Origin of the sequence: Lutispora thermophila DSM 19022, assembly GCF_900142105.1 — a bacterium.
In the GTDB taxonomy this organism is placed as follows: Bacteria; Bacillota; Clostridia; order Lutisporales; family Lutisporaceae; genus Lutispora; species Lutispora thermophila.
In genome coordinates, this window is the sequence record NZ_FQZS01000019.1 from 16,125 (window position 1) to 35,666 (window position 19,542).

14 protein-coding genes and 1 other RNA gene are annotated in these 19,542 nt (G+C 36.5%); all 15 read right to left on the reverse strand.

Annotated elements, in window-relative coordinates:
- Nucleotides 1–370: 370 nt before the first annotated feature.
- On the reverse strand, nt 371–1,564 hold the full coding sequence (locus BUB48_RS13085) for a hypothetical protein (protein WP_073026679.1): 1,194 nt from the start codon (nt 1,562–1,564) through the stop codon (nt 371–373).
- 118 nt (nt 1,565–1,682) lie between these two features.
- Complete coding sequence (locus BUB48_RS13090; protein ID WP_073026680.1) at nt 1,683–3,320, reverse strand: amidohydrolase; 1,638 nt, start codon at nt 3,318–3,320, stop codon at nt 1,683–1,685.
- Between the two features lie 60 nt (nt 3,321–3,380).
- Nucleotides 3,381–4,994 (reverse strand): amidohydrolase, encoded by a 1,614-nt coding sequence (locus BUB48_RS13095; protein ID WP_073026681.1) that lies wholly within the window; start codon nt 4,992–4,994, stop codon nt 3,381–3,383.
- A gap of 81 nt (nt 4,995–5,075) precedes the next feature.
- A complete protein-coding gene (locus BUB48_RS13100) occupies nt 5,076–6,467 on the reverse strand; it encodes an APC family permease (RefSeq protein WP_175548423.1) in 1,392 nt (463 codons plus the stop codon).
- A 228-nt stretch (nt 6,468–6,695) separates the two neighbouring features.
- Nucleotides 6,696–7,493 (reverse strand): M55 family metallopeptidase, encoded by a 798-nt coding sequence (locus BUB48_RS13105; RefSeq protein ID WP_073026682.1) that lies wholly within the window; start codon nt 7,491–7,493, stop codon nt 6,696–6,698.
- A 352-nt stretch (nt 7,494–7,845) separates the two neighbouring features.
- On the reverse strand, nt 7,846–8,535 hold the full coding sequence (cuyB, locus tag BUB48_RS13110) for a cysteate racemase (RefSeq protein WP_073026683.1): 690 nt from the start codon (nt 8,533–8,535) through the stop codon (nt 7,846–7,848).
- A gap of 148 nt (nt 8,536–8,683) precedes the next feature.
- Nucleotides 8,684–10,735 carry a sigma-54 interaction domain-containing protein gene (locus tag BUB48_RS13115; protein WP_073026684.1) on the reverse strand — a complete coding sequence of 684 codons (2,052 nt, stop codon included), beginning with the start codon at nt 10,733–10,735 and terminating at the stop codon, nt 8,684–8,686.
- Between the two features lie 515 nt (nt 10,736–11,250).
- Nucleotides 11,251–11,603, reverse strand: a transfer-messenger RNA (tmRNA) gene (gene ssrA, locus BUB48_RS13120).
- Nucleotides 11,604–11,605: 2 nt separating this feature from the next.
- Nucleotides 11,606–12,070 (reverse strand): SsrA-binding protein SmpB, encoded by a 465-nt coding sequence (smpB, locus tag BUB48_RS13125; RefSeq protein ID WP_073026685.1) that lies wholly within the window; start codon nt 12,068–12,070, stop codon nt 11,606–11,608.
- Nucleotides 12,071–12,179: 109 nt separating this feature from the next.
- Entirely contained in the window at nt 12,180–14,297 is a 2,118-nt protein-coding gene (gene rnr / locus BUB48_RS13130) for a ribonuclease R (RefSeq protein ID WP_175548424.1), read from the reverse strand.
- Between the two features lie 255 nt (nt 14,298–14,552).
- A complete protein-coding gene (locus BUB48_RS13135) occupies nt 14,553–14,828 on the reverse strand; it encodes a DUF1294 domain-containing protein (protein WP_073026687.1) in 276 nt (91 codons plus the stop codon).
- Between the two features lie 194 nt (nt 14,829–15,022).
- Nucleotides 15,023–16,984: a sodium-translocating pyrophosphatase gene (locus BUB48_RS13140; RefSeq protein WP_073026688.1), complete on the reverse strand. Its 1,962-nt coding sequence runs from the start codon at nt 16,982–16,984 to the stop codon at nt 15,023–15,025.
- A gap of 122 nt (nt 16,985–17,106) precedes the next feature.
- On the reverse strand, nt 17,107–17,337 hold the full coding sequence (secG, locus tag BUB48_RS13145; RefSeq protein ID WP_073026689.1) for a preprotein translocase subunit SecG: 231 nt from the start codon (nt 17,335–17,337) through the stop codon (nt 17,107–17,109).
- Nucleotides 17,338–17,454: 117 nt separating this feature from the next.
- The gene (gene eno / locus BUB48_RS13150; RefSeq protein ID WP_073026690.1) at nt 17,455–18,741 is read right to left on the reverse strand and encodes a phosphopyruvate hydratase; all 1,287 of its coding nucleotides are present in this window, start codon (nt 18,739–18,741) and stop codon (nt 17,455–17,457) included.
- Between the two features lie 18 nt (nt 18,742–18,759).
- A complete protein-coding gene (gene tpiA, locus BUB48_RS13155) occupies nt 18,760–19,506 on the reverse strand; it encodes a triose-phosphate isomerase (protein WP_073026691.1) in 747 nt (248 codons plus the stop codon).
- Between the last annotated feature and the right edge of the window lie 36 nt (nt 19,507–19,542).

Sequence of the window (19,542 nt, forward strand, 5' to 3'; positions counted from 1 at the left end):
AGTAAGCTTTAACCAACTTCTACACAGAATCAACAAATTCCTTAATTTTTAATTAATTCGATATTCATCACATAACCAGCATTTCAGTATACAAATTATATACTTTTTTAGTAATTATATCATAAATATAACTCCATATTTCAAAACTCACTGCATAATATGCATATCACTTAGGCGCATCAAAGTTATAAATGCTTCTTTAGGAAGCCTTTATAACAATCAAGAAAGCCTTTCTTGAAACCCATTACAGAAAGTAATAATAAGGTAGAATTATATTTTCATATGAGATGCCAAAAAAACTTTAGCCCAATTAAATTGTGTTAAAGGTATTTTGACATAATCTCAAGCTATAAAATTCCTATTTTCAGTTTTATTTTGATTTATCACTGAAATTATCTTTGCTAAGCAAATTACTAATAGCAAGCATTATTATTTTCCTATATGCCTCAATATCTTCTTGATCCAGTACTGGAATTTTCCAATAATCTTTATAGGAAGCAGGTACCAGCATTGAAATTACTGCAGCTGTCCCTGGAACAATGCCTGGAGATCTTACTTCATCATGAACACTGTTAGACATGAAGCTTATACCTCCTGCATCTTCGCTTATTAATTTAGCCATGTCAGCAATGATTGACACTTTATCGAAAGATGAATCTACATCTTTTAGCTTTTGCCCCAATTGGATTATTCTCTCAGCAAAGTTTTCAGTAGCTTTAGCCAGCTGTCCCTTATTTTGAGGAAGGGCGTTATTTAAATATATATAATGAATTCCAATCTCTTTAGCTGCTTTAACCAATCTATTGGCTATATCCACGTTGTCCAACGATTCTTGGGCTCGGAATAAAAATGTGTTTCTATCAATCTTATCAGACAATCCTGGTATATATGCCTTGCTTTCTACAATAATTGTAGGTGTGCTGTCAATTCCTACTCTTTTCATCAGTTCACTCTTGGGCCCATACATTGTATTGCCTTCATTATCTTCGTTAGGTCCTATCCCTCCGTCGGAACCATTTATATTTAGCAGCAGAGAAACTGGAATTCCATCCACGTCTATAATTGTTGCAGCCATTTTATCAATACTTCCTTCATACTTATCAGTTGTTATATATACCTTATCCGGAGATTTCTTATGGAAAGAATCCAATACAGCCAATGCTATGGCCCCTTGGAAAGCAACAGGTGTTTCCATAACTCCTTGTCCATACATGCGTCCAAAGGTTTTTACTGCTATTCTTTGTGTATATATTCCATCTTCATTTATCGCTCTCTTTAGCAATTCTGCTTCTGCCGGTGTTATACCACGGCGAGCATAAGCTGTTCCTATGCCTTCACCATATGTTTCTACCGTTATAAAACCTTTGTATATGTCGCATTCTATATTTTTTATTCTTGTATCCACTCCCAATGCTTCTCTCATTAGAGACGCTACTAAAGCAAATCCTGCAGAATCATCTTGTACAAAAGAGCTATGGCTGTGAACATGTCCCACTCCTACATGTCCTACCACAGAAAATAATCCTTTTGCTTCATCTGATATGGACACTTTGCAACTTTTCATACTCGAAGCTTTCCTTTCTAAATATGCTTATTTCTCAAACTATTAATTTTAATTCTAACGTATAATGTTCAATAAATAGCTACCTTCCAAAAATTATTGAAAGGTAGCCACATAATAGCTATGCTCGATAAACCAACTTCCCATCTACATATGTTTCGACAACTTTTGTTTCCAATATATCCTCATCGCAACTCAAATCGAAAAGATCACGATCAAGCACTATAAAATCTGCAAGCTTGCCGTTTGTTATTGAACCTTTGATATCTTCTTCTCCTGATGCATATGCCCCTTCTACAGTATAGGCATGTATAGCTTCTTCCATGCTCATTGCTTCATTAGAAAGATATACCTTCTTTTGATCACCGGTCACATTCTTTCTTGTTACTGCTGAATATATGTTAGGCATAGTATTAAGAGATTCTACAGGACAATCGGTTCCAAAGGATACGTGAATACCTTTATCTGCCATGGTCTTCCACACATAGGAAGTCTCCGCCAATTTTTTGCCTACCCTATCATATACTATGTTCATATCGTAATCAATAAATATTGGCTGAACAAAGGCCAGAACATTCAATTCTTTAAAACGATTGATGAGTGCCTCATCTGTTATTTGACAGTGAACAATTCCATGCCTTGGATTATGGCTTGGATAAGCTTTCTGAGCTTTCTCGATTGCATCTAATGCCATCTCTATGGCACCATCACCGATAGCATGAATAGCTACAGGACAATCATTTTTATGCGATAATAAAACTAATTCATCCAACTCTTCCTGAGTAAACATTCTGAGACCTGTAGTATTCCCATCATCAGCATATGGCTGTCTTAGAGCCGCTGTACGAGCCCCCAACGAACCATCAGCCAAAAGCTTGATGCAGTTTACCCGGCATTTATCTGTGCCCCATCCATGGCGATAACCCTTTTCAAAGAACTTCTTCACCAATGAAGTCTCTTCCAATAAACATTGTTCACCCAATCGAATATGAAGTTTTCCTTCAGATTCCAGTTCGCTAAATGCTCTAAACAACAAATCATAGTCATAGTTGGGAACATAGCCAATATCATCACTTTGTACTGATGTCAATCCCTGTGCAAAAGCTTTGTCTTGAGCTGTGACAATAATTTCTTTTAAAGTTTCTAGATTTAAAGTAGAAATTTTTGCTTTGGTATTGTCCAATAAACTTTCCTTTATTATGCCATCTGGCTCACCGTCAGGTAACAGTCCAACTAGGTCGCCGTACTTAGAAGCAGTCTCTTTATTAATTCCTAAAGCTTTCAATGCAGCAGAATTTAAAACTCCAATATGGAAACATGTGCGCATCATAAGCATAGGAACATCGCTGCTTATTTCATCTAAATCAAATTTATTGGGGAAGCGTTTTTCATCCTCAAAATAATCCTGATTCCAACCTTCACCTTCCAACCAAGATGTATCTCCCGGTTTTCTATTCTCAAGGCTCTTCTTTATGCGCTCTTTTATCTCCTTAATGCTTTTTGCACCTGAAAGACTTACACTCTTAAAACTCTTTGCAAAATGAATAAAGTGCATATGGGAATCGTTAAAACCTGGGAGAACCAGCTTGCCACCCAAGTCAATTTCTTTATATTCAGCACCGGATTTGCTTAAAAACTCATATGCCTCTGATTTAGTACCTACGAATATGAACTTATTATCATCAACTACCATAGCATCTGCATGAGGTAGGTTCTCATCCATTGTGTGAATATTTCCATTAACAAACAAAGTAATCAATTGCATTGCCTCCTATTTTTATGATAAGTGTTAAAGAAACTTTGATGATTATGCCCCTTATTATACCCTTCTATAAACGACTTTTCCATTACATATAGTCAAATCTACCTTAATATCCTTAATCTCATCGACAGGAATTGTAAAGATATCCCTATCAAGTATAATAAGGTCTGCCCAATATCCCGGTTTTATTCGTCCTTTCACATCTTCTAAAAACTCTGCATAAGCACTGCCAATGGTATAATTATCTATTGCCTGCTCCAAATCTACACATTCTTTTGGATAGAAGCCCCTTTCTGGGAAGCCATTTAAATCCTTTCGTGTAACAGCTGAATAAACGCCAAAGAAAGGATTGCAATCTTCTATCGGTGCATCAGTGCCATATGCAACATGAACGCCTAGTTTGTCTAAAGTGTGGAATGCATAGGAAGTACTAGCCAAATCTTTGCCAACTCTGCTTTCTACAACATGAAGATCATAATTTAAAAATATGGGCTGCACCATAACCAATATATCAAGCTTTGCAACTCGTTCTAGTATAGGTAAGTCTGTAATCTGGCAGTGAACTACTCCATGTCTCAGAGAATTTTTTCCTTCTTTCATGGTCCTCTCATAATTTGTTATTGTATCATCAATGGCAGCGTCTCCAATTGTATGAGTAATAACCTGAATTCCGTTTTTAACTGCTAAGCCGCATAGTTCATCCATCTGCTCATCGCTAAGAGAAGCTACCCCATAATTACCTGGATCATCCAAATATCCTTTACGCATTAAAGCCGTTCTGGCACCAAGTGAACCATCTTTAAATAGTTTAAGGGGCCCCAAGGCCAAAAACTTGTTATCGTATCTATAATCCTTGAATTCAGTGGCTAGAAAGTCCTTGAAATTTTCTATATCCAAGAAGGAGAACTGATGACGATATCTAACCAGCAATTTGCCTTCATCATGAAGCTTATGCATCAACCGAAATACTTCCTTATAATTATGGTCTCGCACATCGTTAGATTGAACAGAGGTCACTCCTACACTTACTGCATATTCCATAGCTTTTATATATAACTGTTCTAGCTTTTCAAAAGTATGTGGTGGAATTACTTTAGTAATTTGATATGTGGCATTTTCCTTAAATATACCATTTGGCTGACCATCATCACCAATTTCAAATACACCACCATCAACCTGAGGTGTGTCAGCTGTTATGCCGCCCACCTCCAAAGCTTTAGTATTAGCTGAAACGATATGTCCGCACACCCTTTCAAATACGATGGGTATGTCTGTTGATATGCGATCTAGATCATGACGAGTGAGTATTCTCTTTTCATCGGTGAAATAGTCCTGATTCCACCCAATTCCATAGAGACCTTGCTTAACGAGTTCAGGATTTTCCTCTATAAAGCGTTTACCTATCTCTACAATGTCTTCAATAGAAGTAGCTCCACTTAAATTTGCGTAAGTCAACCATTCTCCTATTGAACCTAAATGCAAGTGTGAATCATTAAAACCCGGCAGAATAGTTTTGCCATCTGCATCAATTACTTCGCAGTCTTGTGAAGCACAGGCCAAAATATCTTCGTTTGTCCCTACCTTTTCAATAATTCCATCTGATATAAGTACCGCCTGCTCAAAATGACCACGCTCAATGTACACTTTACCATTATAAATTGCTGTTTTCATTGCTTGCCTCCTTATTTAAAACCCCAGCACTACTAGTAGGGCTGGGGTTTATTTTATTCAACTTTTGCCTACCACTGATGCTTATCTTTTAGCAGTTTCCTTCTTCAACTGTTTGTCAAAATATAAATAGAATAAACATCCTATAGCAGGAACTACAAGGCCTATGAGTGCTGTTACCGGATCTTCTATTAGTGTATTAATCATTAGACCTATAAACAACAATATAGTGATTATTACAGTTACTGGATAACCCCACATTTTGTATGGTCTTTCTAAATCCGGGAACTTTTTACGATAAACCAAAACTGCTACAACAACTAAAACATTAAATAGCATACCGCAGAAAACAACCATGGATGTAAGCTGATCCAAATTTCTTAAAAGAACCAATATTACAGAAATAATGCACTGTCCTATCAAAGAAGCAGTTGGAACCTTATATTTAGGATGTAGCTTTCCATAACTTTTGAAGAAATGTCCCTCTGCTGCCATTGCATAATAAATACGAGGAAATGCTATTATCATTCCATTTAAAGAACCAAACATAGAAATTATCATACCAACTATAACAATTACGCCACCAGTATCTCCCAAAATCCTCTTGGCAACTGCAGTGCCTAGATATAAGTCTCCAGACTCAATCATAGAAACAACTTCAGAATGAGGAAGTACCCTATAAATTGCAAAATTAAAAAGAGTATAAAGCACAGTAATACCACCAATTGCTACAATCAAAGCAAGTGGAAGGTTTTTCTTAGGATTTTTCATTTCTTCTGCTACAGTGTTTAGGTTAGTCCAACCTTCATATGCCCATAATGTTGCCACAGTAGCAAAAGCAATCATTCCAATAATACTTCCAAAGCTTACTGAACCACCATCAGCAGGCAACAAACTTAGGTTAGGAGTTTCTTTACCAAAGATTAAAGCACCTATCATAATAATTGCAATAGGAATCAATTTTGCAACCATGGATATATTCTGCAAAATAGAACCCGCCTTAACACCAAAATAGTTATAAATAGTAAGTCCTACTATAAGTGCTATGGCTATAGCCTTTACCGCTACATCACTAAGAGGTACAAAAGATCTTAGAGCTGTCGGGAGTGCAATTGCAATTGCTGCTATAGATCCTGCACCGCTAACCAGCCAACTGGTAAAACCATTCATAAAACCTACAATTGGATGATATGCCTCATTTAGATAAACTGTCATACCACCTGCTTTAGGATGAGATGCTCCCAATTCAGCAAAACAAAGCCCGCCAAGCAATGAGACTAATCCACCTATTATCCAGCATAGAAGAGCCAGTCCCATGCTCATACGAGTTCGCTCAAGCACATAGGAACCAAGATAGAAGATACCAGAACCTATCATTATTCCTCCTATGATGCTGACGCCACCGAAAACACCTATCTCTCGTTTAAACTCAGTTTCTTCAGATTGCATCATCTTAATTTCTTTTTGTTTGTCCATATCGTAGCCTCCTTTTACTGTTATGTTTATTGGATTATAGTAGGTGCTATAATATTATATACTTGCAATTTCCGTGCCATAAAGAAAGTTAAGTATTTTCGTAGGTTACAGAATTGTAAAACATCTTAAGGGGCTGAAACTCGTCCTGTTTTAATACCCGTTTACCCATTACCACTGAACTAAATTTATAGTATCAAGGAAATAATTGCATTAAATGTCTTTATCAATCTAAAGTACAAAATTTACCATTCTCAATACTTCAAAATAATCATCTGTCTCATATAGCAGTCTATTGTTATCCAACTTTTTCATTCCTGGATAAAAGGACATTTTGTTGGCTTGCATATGATCTTTAAAACATATATCTACATTAAACTTATCCGATAAACTTATTCTTGCCTTATTTAAATTTTGTTTAAGTGATTGTTCTGCCTTTTCTCTTATCAGCCTTAATGATTTCTTTGTTGACATACACATTGCAGAAGCACCCTGTCCTTCTTTAACTGCTACTGTATGAACTCCAGGATGCATTTTGGCTGCATCTTCACATAACATTTTATCTCCAGACAAAAATACAGTGGGTACTCCCTCATATGCCGCAGCGAAGCTATACAGCATAAACTCACTAGCATATTCCCCGTTAATCTTAATATATAATGGCTTTCTAGTCATAGTATGTGATAAAGGATTCCCTTCTCTCCCAGCAGCACTATGGTAGCCAACAAACATTGCCGCATCAAAGGTACTATCTATACCTTCAACCATAGTATATGGGTGACCAGACCATCCCCTTATAATCTTAGCGCAATCAGGCAGTTTTGTTATATCAATATTTGTTGCTCCATTATGGGCATCTTTAATAACTATCTCATCTGCTCCCGCTGCTATAGCTCCCTCGCAGGCTGCCACTACTTCATCAGTCATTTGTTCTGCAAATATAGAATAGAACTTGTCGTTAGCATTACACTCTTCCCACTTTATGGTAGATGTTATACCTTCCATATCAGCGCTGATAAACACTTTCATAATGACACCCCTTTATAAATCAATTTTCTTAAGTTATCTCGAGGTTCATATAACAAATTACCTACAAAGCCTATGCAACCTATAAGACATCATATGATTCCATTGGTTTCCAATGGAATCATATGATGTTAACTTGAATCTTAATCACAAGCTTGTAAACTCATAAATAATCAAGCAGCTATAAAAAGATAATCCTCCCCCAATATTATACTGCTTGATTTAATTCCTCCTACTGCAAGAACTAAACCTATATTATCCCGCTCATATAATTATAACTTATTTTATTGAAAAATTATTAGCTCAATAGCTGGTTTCATCATATAACTTTTCAAATTGTTGATTTTTTAGATATCTACTCTTTTCCTTTAAAAATTTCAACACAGCGCTTTGCTAGTACCAACTCAGGATCAATATACTTTTCAGGCGCACCTACCTTTTCAGCCATTAATGGCAATTCAGTGCAACCTAATATTATATTCATTTCTTTATTTTTTGCATATCTGTTAATCAGTTCTTTAACTTCTGATGCAGATATATTAAAATTCCCTGACTTTACGTTATATATCCAATTCATAACTACCTTTTTATCGTCCTGTTCCGGTTCTATAATATCCAGTCCATATTCCATAAAAGCATTTTTATATATTCCTGATGTATATGTTCCTTCAGTTGCTAACAACAAATATTCAGTATCGTCGGGATAATTCTTCTTTAAAAAGGCAGCAGTTTCGCGTATCATATGCAGTACAGGTACCTTACAGTATACCTTAATGTCATCATAAAAATAATGAGCTGTATTGCAAGGCATCACTATATAATCTGCCCCCATCATTTCTAATCTTATAGCAGATCTTATCATCTCAATTCTAGGATCCTCTCCTGTACCGCAAATATATGCTGTCCTATCCGGAATTTGTGCATTGCTATCGATTACTACATGAATATGTTCCTGATCTTTTGTAGCCTGAGTATTCTCGGTTATTTTCCTATATAAGTCGCAAGTTGCTGCAGGACCCATTCCGCCTAGAATTCCTAATTTCATTATAAATCACCTCAATTAGTATACGATATTATGTTGCACTGCTAATTTGTATATTTTGCAACATGGTTCCACAACGCAACATTCGTGCCAAATAAGAAATCCTGCAAAACTCTTGCTTACTAAAGATATCACATAATAACGGGAAGTATTAATTCCCTATTTTTCCACCCATTTTCCCATTATTGCTTATGGAAGTAAGTATTTTAATTCCCTTATCAGTTAATACTGTACCCTTTCTTCCAGTGTTCACTTTCACAAAACCTAATTGCTCTGCACTATTTAGCAAGCTCCTTATCTGTCCCTCTGTAAGCTGAACACCTTCTTTTTTTGCAAGTTCTGCAATATAGCGTCTACCTAATCCCTCTGAGTTTTTTATTTTTTCTAGAATCCAGACCATACTTTCTCCGAGTAAATCTTTCAATATTGAAGTTTCTGTCTTATCAAAATCATTTATGAGATATTCAGGAAGCTCTGATCTTTCTAGCTTTCTATTTTTTGAACCTAAACTTGCTATATACTCCATAGCATTTTCAAGTTGTCTTGTGTTTCCAGGCCAATCATAATCAAGAAGAGCTTCTATAGCATCTTCATGCAAAACATCCTTAATTTTGTTAAAACTGCCATCACTATATCTTGTCAGAAAATAATCAGCTAAAACTGGGATATCTTCTTTCCTTTCCCTCAAACTAAGTGTTCGAACAGGTAGTACATTTAAACGATAGTATAAATCTGCTCTGAAGTTGCCTTTTTTTATTTCTTCAGTTAGATTGCGATTTGTTGCTGCTATGAACCTCACATCTATTGGAATTTCCTTAAGTCCTCCTACTCTTCTAACTTGACGCTCCTGTATTACTCTTAACAATCTGCACTGAAACTCTAATGAAGCATCTCCTATTTCATCAAGAAAAATGGTCCCTCCGTGAGCTTCTTCAAAAAGCCCCCTCTTACCTCCTTTTTTGGCACCTGTAAATGAACCTTCTTCATATCCAAAAAGCTCACTCTCAAGCAAACTCATTGGCATTGCTGCGAAATTAACAGGTACAAAGGGACCGTTTGCTCTTTTTGATGCACAGTGAATTGCTTGAGCCAATAATTCTTTTCCTGTACCGCTTTCACCTTGTATAAGTATGGTAGAATCAGTATGTGCAAAAGCCTTTACCTTTTCTATCAATTTATCCATATTGCTGCACTTATAAATAATATCATCAAATGTATAATATTTTGATCTGGCAACATTTGTTGTTCTTCTGCGCAATTCATGCTCGTTTTTTTCAATATCCTCACTCTTCTCAAAGGTATATATGATCCCGTCCTCACTGCCTGTACCTTTAACCACTCTAGACGTAACAAGTAATTGTTTACCACGTATTAGAAGAACATCTACCTTTTCACTGTTGATATCACTTCCTGAAATTTCAGGCAATACGTCTTTTAGATTCTTGCCAATAATATCCTCATGGGAACATTCCAAAAGGTTATATAACTCCTGATTTCCTGTTATGATGTTTCCATCCTTATCAATATAAACAATTGCTTTTGTTAAGCAATTTGCCACCGTTCTCAATCTGTCACTGATAACTTTCATTTCCTTTGCGCTATCATTGATTCTATTCAACAGCCCAATTATTTCATGTATATATTGGGAAGAAAGCCTGCTTCCTAAAGCATCCATAAGTCCAAGTCTTTTTGCAATATCTGCAACTGTTGTTATATCAATCTGCCTTGTCCCAATATCAATTACCTTTTTAATCCCATATGGAACAAGATGGGGCTCTCCAACAGTTACAGCAATATCTAATTCTGGATAAGCGGCTATTCCAGGGTAATATGGATAATACTTTATATAGTTGACCCCAAGAGCCTGGAGCTGTGTTATGGCTTGAAATGTAGACTCAGCTCTATCATTTACAAGCAGTACCTCTGTGGCCTTTGGTAGACTCAAAAGCTCTGCTATATATCTATGATTTATAACCCTTCGCGCTATTATATAATTCAAACCATCATTCATCAGGCTTTGAATCCTTGCATCAATAGCCTGGGGTGATGATAACACTACCAATGCATTAGTCATATCAAAATCGAAATCATCTTCTAAGCAATATGGTTGAATCTCTATATACTGACGAAAAATTTTCTCCAGCTGGACAGCCAAGTTTATTGAAGTCACCTTTCCTGGGCTAATTATTATAAGTTTTTTCACAATTTTGCCTCCTATCAAAAATACTTTATTGCATAGAAACACGATGGCTATTTCAAAGAATGTCTCTGCGATTATCATGAAAGTTAGCAGAATGTAGTTATATGTTAAGCTCTTACTTATTTTGAACCTTGATACCTTAATACTATTTGATAGGATAATTATAAGGTATTAGTAATAGTTATTCATATGTTAGTATTTACCATAAACATGAAAGAGAAGAAAATTATTTGCCATTCAATATTTAAATCCAGTATACATAAAAACTTTTACACATATGTTACTAAGCATAATTAAGCAATTTCCCTATAAAAATAAGTTAACACATATTTAATAATAAAACAAAAAAAATTTCGTGCTGAAGTTATGTTACATAAGGATGTAAAACTCGCTATACGAAATGGCAGATGTTCAGAAAAGTTACTAAAGGCAAAGAAAGAATTTTGAATCAAATTCATATCTGCATAAATCAAAAAACAGACCAAGAATCAATATTCCTAGCCTGTTAAACTCATGTATGGTGGAGGCGAGGGGAATCGAACCCCTGTCCGAAAGTCCTCAAACTGAAACTTCTCCGAGCGCAGTCAGTGTTTTAACATTCCCTCTGCTGCACGCCCGCTGACAGGCTTACAGCTTCAGTAGCTTCATAATGCGTCAGCTGCCTCAAAGCTTTGGCAGTGGCGTACCCCGCTAGATGACGCCCAATCCCAAGCTGCGGGAAGCTAGGGTTGAACGAGCCGCCTTAATTAGGCAGCTAATGCAAAATTATCTTCTGCGTTTATATTTAAGTTTCCAGCTTTTAACGTGGTTGCCGGAGTCCACGGCTCGCTATTTCAGCTCTCGATACCCCCGTCGAAACCATTACGCCCCCGCTTAATAAGCCTTGCCTCGGAAGCTCCTTTCAATGTCTCTCTTGGCATCTCTTTCTGCTATAGCCTGGCGCTTGTCATGAAGCTGTTTTCCTTTTGCCACCGCAAGTTCAACTTTAACAAGACTGCCTTTCAGATAGACACTCAGAGGTACAAGGGTGTATCCTTTTTGTTGAATATATCCAATAAGCTTGTTTATTTCATATCGGTTAAGCAATAGTTTTCTCGTTCTTAACGGGTCTTTGTTAAATATATTTCCTTTTTCATATGGGCTTACATGCATGTTATAGACAAAAACCTCACCTTTATGAATTCCTGCATAACTATCTTTTAGATTCACCTTTCCAAGCCTTATGGACTTCACTTCGGTGCCGAAAAGTTCTATGCCTGCTTCATAGGTTTCTTCTATAAAGTAATCATGTCTAGCTTTTTTATTTTGTGCCAGTATTTTTATATTATCCTTGCCCATATCGATACCACCCGAATGAAACTGTAAATCTATTATATAAACCAAAACTCAAATTGTCAACTTTCTTAGTTTAACATAAATAAGTTGTAATGACAATGTAATATTTTTATCATTCTGCCAGCACAAAGTCTATGCTGCGATTGGCCATGTCTACTGAAAGCACCTTTATTCTTACTGTATCTCCTATTCTATATATCTTTCTCTTTCTTTCTCCTATCATCACATGATTAACTTCATCAAAAGTATAAAAATCATCCTCCATATTGCTCACATGTACCAATCCTTCTATGGTATTCTCCAACTCCACAAACATTCCAAAGGATGTTACACCTGATATGATGCCATCGAATTCCTCACCCACCTTATCCAACATGTATTCAGCCTTCTTAAGATCTTCAACTTCTCTTTCTGCTTCATCTGCTGCTCTTTCTCTTATTGAAGATTGTTCGGCAATACTTGGTATTATTTCTTTCAAGACCTTAATCCTATTAGGTGTCAGCTTCCCATGGAGATCCTCCTTAATTATTCTATGAATCATCAAATCAGGATATCTCCTTATGGGAGAAGTAAAGTGGCAATAATATTTCGATGCAAGTCCAAAATGGCCTAAACTTGCTCCATCATATCTAGCTTTTCTGAGAGATCTTAACATGATTGTGCTTATCAATCTTTCTTCTCTTTTTCCTGTTATTTTATCCAAAAGCTGTTGCAATGCCTTTGGGTGTATTTCATCAACACCTTTAATACTATATCCAAAGTTATGAACCAATTGATTAAGAGATAGTATTTTCTCCGGATCTGGGTCTTCATGAACTCTGTACACAAAAGGCAGCTCTTTCCAATACATGTGCTCTGCAATGGTCTCATTGCATACTATCATAAACTCTTCAATAATCCTTTCCGACACTCCTCTTTCATATGGTCTTATGTCTATTGGCTTGCCCTTTTCATCCAATGTTATTTTCGTTTCTTGAAAATCAAAGTCTATACTTCCTCTCAGTCTTCTCTTCTTTCGAAGAATATTCATGAGCTTTTCCATATTCTTGAAGAGTTCCACCAAGTCCTTGTACCTTTCTTTTACCTTCTCGTCATCGTCTTCAAGAATCCTATTCACATCTTTGTATGTCATTCTTTCTGTTGTCCTTATTACGCTTTCATATATATCATAATTTACTACATTTCCTTTACCGTCAATTTCCATATCGCAGCTCAATGTCAATCTATCAACCTTTGGATTAAGGCTGCATATGCCATTTGAAAGTTTTCTAGGAAGCATGGGAATTACCCTGTCCACCAAGTATACGCTGGTACCTCTTTTGAGTGCTTCTTTATCCAATGGACTGTTTTCAAATACATATTGGCTTACATCCGCAATGTGAACTCCTAAATAATAGTTTCCATTTGTCAAAACCTCCAATGATACAGCATCGTCTAAGTCCTTTGCATCTTCGCCATCTATGGTTACTATGACTTTGTCCCTCAAATCCCTTCTGTTTTTTATAGCTTCAGTCTGAACTACATCAGGAATCTTGTTTGCCTGAGCTTCCACTTCAGCTGGAAATTCTTCAGGCAAATTATGCCCCCTGATGATTGAAAGGATATCTGTGCCAACATCATCTTTATGTCCCAGTATTTCAACTATCCTTCCTTCCGGATTTCTTCTGCCTTCCGGCCAGCGTGTTATATGAACAACAACCTTGTGACCGTCTTTTGCTCCTCCAAAATCTTCCTGAGATATAAATATATCTTGATATATTCGTACATCATCAGGTATTACAAATCCGAACTTTTTATTGCTTTCAAACGTGCCTACTACATATTCATTGGCTCTTTTGAGTATTCTTATTATCTCTCCTTCACTTTTTATGGTTCCTAAGTTGCCTTTTGTGATTCTTGCAACCACTCTGTCATTATGCATGGCACCATTCAAATTTTCTACAGGTATATAAAGGTCTCTAATATTAGGATTGTCTGGTATCAAGAATCCAAATCCTTTTTTGCTACCCTGGAGTCTTCCTACTGCCAGATTCATTCTCTCTGGCAATCCGTATCTTTTCTTTCTTGTCTTAATTATATATCCTTCAGATTCCATATAGTTCAAAGTCTCTTCCAGTTCTGCCATATCTTCTTCGTCAATATCCAATGCTTCCGCCAACTCATTGAAAAGCATTGGGTTGTAGGCTTCTTCTCTCATGTACTCCAAAATTTTATCAAAAAGTTTCATCATTACCCTCCTAAAAATAAAAGTAATTTCATGAATAATATTCCCATGATTTATGTATATAAAACATTTATAATAATTTTTACATCAAGAAGAAGTAGATGCAAAACTACTATATAAACATCATAATAATATGTTTTTCAACAAAAATTATGTAATACCTTTATTATATACAAAAAATACCTCTTTTCGAGAGGTATTTTTTATACATTTGAAAATGTCTTCATCTTGTTTTTACTGATGTAATGTGATTTGTTTTCTTTAATATAGCTTATAGAAAAGGTAGATATAAACAGCCATATTTAGAATGGTCAGCATAGGTATTCCTATTCTAAACATAGGTTTTCTGGTTTTATGGTGGAATCTTTTCATTCCCAACATCATACCTAATGCTCCCCCAACTAATGAAACGGCAAAGAGAGTTTTCTCCTTGATGCGCCATTTATCCTTAATTGATTTTCTCTTGTCCACGGCCATAATAAAATATCCAATGGAATTAACCATTATAAAATATATGGTAACTATTTTAATAAGCATTATAAATCTCTTACCTCCATTGGTCATGATGACTATTCTACATAGAACATATACACAGTCTAAACATAAATTAATAAGAAAGGCTTCCTTTGGAAGCCTTTCTTGAAAGCCATTACGGAAAGTTCATATAAAACTTTCCTATTGCTTATAAAAAAGACGCATAAATGCGTCTTTTTTATTAATACATGTCTTTATTATAGGAATAATGGTGCAAATACTAAAGCAACTATTGTCATTAGCTTTATTAATATGTTCATTGATGGTCCGGAAGTATCCTTAAATGGATCACCAACGGTATCACCAACAACCGCAGCTTTATGAGCATCACTGCCTTTGCCACCATGATTACCTGCTTCAATGTACTTCTTAGCGTTATCCCATGCACCACCGGAGTTTGACATCATTATAGCCATCAATACACCGGTTAGCAAAGAACCTGCAAGAAGTCCACCCAATGCACCTTTTCCAAGGATAGCACCTATTGCTATAGGAGCTACGACTGCCAATAATCCGGGCAACATCATTTGCCTAATAGCCGCTGCAGTTGAAATATCAACGCATTTTGCATAATCTGGCTTAGCTTTACCTTCCATTATACCAGGTATACTTCTAAACTGTCTTCTTACTTCTTCAATCATAGAAAAAGCAACTTTACCAACAGCATCCATAGTTAAAGCACCAAACAGGAATGGAAGCATACCTCCTATGAATAATCCTACTATTACATATGGATCTAATAAATCTATCTTATCCAATTGAACAGCCTGCGAATAGGATACAAACAATGCAAGGGCTGTTAATGCAGCAGAACCTATTGCAAAACCTTTACCTATAGCAGCTGTAGTATTTCCAACAGAGTCAAGTTTATCTGTGATTTGTCTTACAGACTTTGGCAATTCAGCCATTTCTGCTATACCACCGGCGTTATCTGAAATTGGACCATAGGCATCAACTGCAACTGTCATACCTGTAGTAGAGAGCATTCCTACAGCTGCAAGAGCTATACCATATAGTCCTCCAAACATATAAGAAACAACTACTGCTGCTGATATAAACAATATAGGCGCAACTGTTGACAACATTCCTACAGACAGACCGCTTATTATTGTTGTAGCTGACCCTGTCTCAGATTGTTGGGCTATTCTCTTAACATATTTGAAATCTCCTGAAGTATAGACTTCTGTTATAAAACCTATTATGGATCCTGCAACAACACCGGCTGTTACAGATATAAATGCTCCAAGATTTCCAAACAAGAATTTGCTGAGAAAGAATGAAGCAATTATCACTAATATAGAACTTGCATAAGTACCACTCATAAGAGCACTCTGTGGATTAGAATTTTCGCCTGTTCTTACAAACAATGTTCCAATAATGGAAACAACTATACCAATAGCTGCAAGCATTAATGGGAATAAAACTCCTTCAGTACTTGCACTTAAAGCGGCTCCCAATGTTATAGCTGATATGATTGATCCAACATAAGATTCAAACAAGTCAGCACCCATACCTGCTACGTCTCCAACATTGTCTCCAACGTTGTCAGCAATAACAGCAGGGTTTCTTGGATCATCTTCTGGTATTCCTGCTTCTACTTTACCAACCAGGTCTGCACCTACGTCAGCAGCCTTTGTATATATACCGCCGCCAACACGGGCAAATAAAGCAATGGAGCTTGCTCCAAGACCAAATCCTGTAACTATGTTCACATCTCTAAATATAATGTACAAAGTTCCAACACCTAATAATCCAAGTCCCACAACACACATACCCATTACTGCGCCGCCTTTGAAAGCGATGCCAAGAGCCTCATTCTGACCATGCTGAGCTGCATTGGCTGTTCTTGCATTTGCGTTAGTTGCTACCTGCATTCCAAAGTAACCAGCGAGTATTGAAAATGCTGCACCAACTACAAAGCATAGAGCTGTAAGCCAGCTTTTTAATAGAATACCGATTATAATTACCATAGCTGCTATAAATATTGCAAGAACTTTGTATTCTCTATAGAGAAATGCCATAGCACCTTCATGGATGTATCCCATGATCTCGCGCATTTTTTCATTGCCTGGATCTTTCTTCAATATTCCTGAAGCTAGGATTCCGGCAAAAATCAATGCTAATACTCCTGCAATAGGAGCTAACCACATTAAATCCATTTCTTCCTTAAACCTCCTCTTACCTGTCTGTATTAAATTTTCATTTTTTAAATTTGATTTCTATACATAAATTGACCTGACTATTAGCCAGGTAAATTATAAGTATATACTTTTGGGATTTGCTACTTTATGGCCACTAATACTACGGATAAAATCATAAACAATATGGCTGAAGCAGTAGTTACTTTTGCAAACAAAGCTTCATATGTTTTACTTTTTTGCTTTCCAAAAAGCTGTTCTGCACCACCAGCTATTGACCCTGACAATCCAGCGCTTTTACCTGGTTGGAGCAATACGCTGATTATTAAAGTAATGCAAACTAAAAACTGAATTATTACTAAGAATGTTCTCATTGCTGCACCTCCCATCATAAGGGTTTAACAAAGTAATTTTAGCACAAAGACTTCTAAATTACAATAACAGGGGATACAATTCTATCCCCTATTATTAATATTTTTTGGACAAATTATTCATTTGAGATTAAAAAATGCATTTTTTCCTGCAAATTTGGCCATGGTTCCAAGACCTTCTTCAATCCTGAGAAGTTGGTTATATTTTGCCACTCTATCTGTTCTTGATGGAGCACCTGTTTTAATCTGTCCCGCATTTACTGCTACCACCAAATCTGCTATGGTAACATCTTCAGTCTCACCGGATCTGTGAGATACAACAGCAGTATATCCTGCTCTATTGGCCATCTGAATCGCATCCAGTGTTTCTGTCAATGTACCAATCTGATTTAACTTAATTAGTATAGAGTTGGCAACTCCTCTTTCAATACCTTTTGACAACCTATGGGTATTGGTTACAAACAGATCATCTCCAACAATCTGAATTCTTGATCCAAGTTTTTCAGTCATCAGCTTCCATCCATCCCAATCTTCTTCTGCCAATCCATCTTCTATGGAAATAATGGGATACCTGTTTACCAAATCTTCATAATATGCCACCATTTCTTCAGAGTTTTTCACTACACCTTCCCCTTCAAGATGGTAAAGACCATCTTCCTTGTACATCTCTGTTGCAGCAGCATCTATTGCAATATATATATCATCTCCAGGTTTATAGCCGGCTTTATTTATTGCTTCTACTATAACCTGCAATGCTTCTTCATTAGATGTTAGATTAGGTGCAAATCCGCCTTCATCACCTACAGCTGTATTGTATCCCCTTTCTTTTAGAACTGACTTAAGGTTATGAAACACTTCTGCACACATTCTAAGAGCTTCTTTGAAACTATTGGCTCCCACAGGCATTACCATGAACTCCTGAATGTCCACATTGTTATCTGCATGCTTGCCTCCATTTAATATGTTCATCATGGGTACAGGCAATGTCTTTGCATTTACTCCGCCTAAGTATTGATAAAGAGGCAACTGAGCTTCTTCTGCAGCAGCATAGGCTACAGCCAACGATACTCCAAGCATTGCATTAGCACCTAGCTTACTCTTATTGGGTGTTCCATCAAGTTCTATTAGAAGCTCGTCTATCTCAACTTGATTTATAGCTTCCATTCCAATTATTTCAGGAGCTATTATTTCATTTACATTCTCAACAGCTTTTAGAACACCTTTACCTAGGTATCTGCTCTTATCTCCATCTCTTAATTCTACTGCTTCAAATGCTCCTGTAGAAGCCCCAGATGGTACGGCAGCCCTACCAAAGGCTCCGCTTTCCAGTTCTACTTCCACTTCAATGGTAGGATTTCCTCTTGAGTCTAATATCTCTCTTGCATGCACATCAATAATCGCTGACATTATATACACCTTCCTATCTTAGTAATTAGCAATCTTAGAAAAATCTTCTGCTTTAAGGCTTGCACCGCCTACCAAAGCTCCATCTATTTCTTTCATCATCATTAGTTCCTTAATATTGTCGGGCTTTACACTGCCTCCATAAAGTATTCTGGTACCGGAGGCTATTTCATTACCAAATTTCTCAGATAGAAGTCTCCTTATGTACCCTATAACTTCGTTTGCATCTTCTTTTGTGGCAGTTTTTCCTGTACCAATAGCCCAGACAGGTTCATAGGCTATTACAAGTTTTGCCATATTTTCATTTTCTAAACCTGCTAAACCTTCATAAAGTTGAGTTTCTATGATTTCATATGTAATATTATTTTCTCTTTCGTCCAAAGTTTCACCTACACATAATATGGGACTAAGTCCATGTTTCAGAGCTGCTTTAACTTTTTTGTTTATCAGCTCATTACTTTCACCAAATATGTGACGTCTCTCTGAGTGACCAAGAATTACATAGCACACCCCTACATCTTTTAGAAACAACGGTGAGACTTCTCCTGTATAGGCACCTTTGTCCTCATAATACATATTCTGAGCACCCAAAGCAATGTCCGAACCCTTCAAAAGCTTAGATGCCTCCGATAGACAGACAAAGCTGGGACACACAATTATTTCTCTATCCTTTTTTTCTATCAGTGATACCAAAGCTTCAATAAGTTCTCTAGCTTCACTGATAGTATTATGCATCTTCCAGTTGCCTGCTATTATTGGTTTTCGCAATTTTTTCACTCCTTATACAAAGCATTCTCCATAATC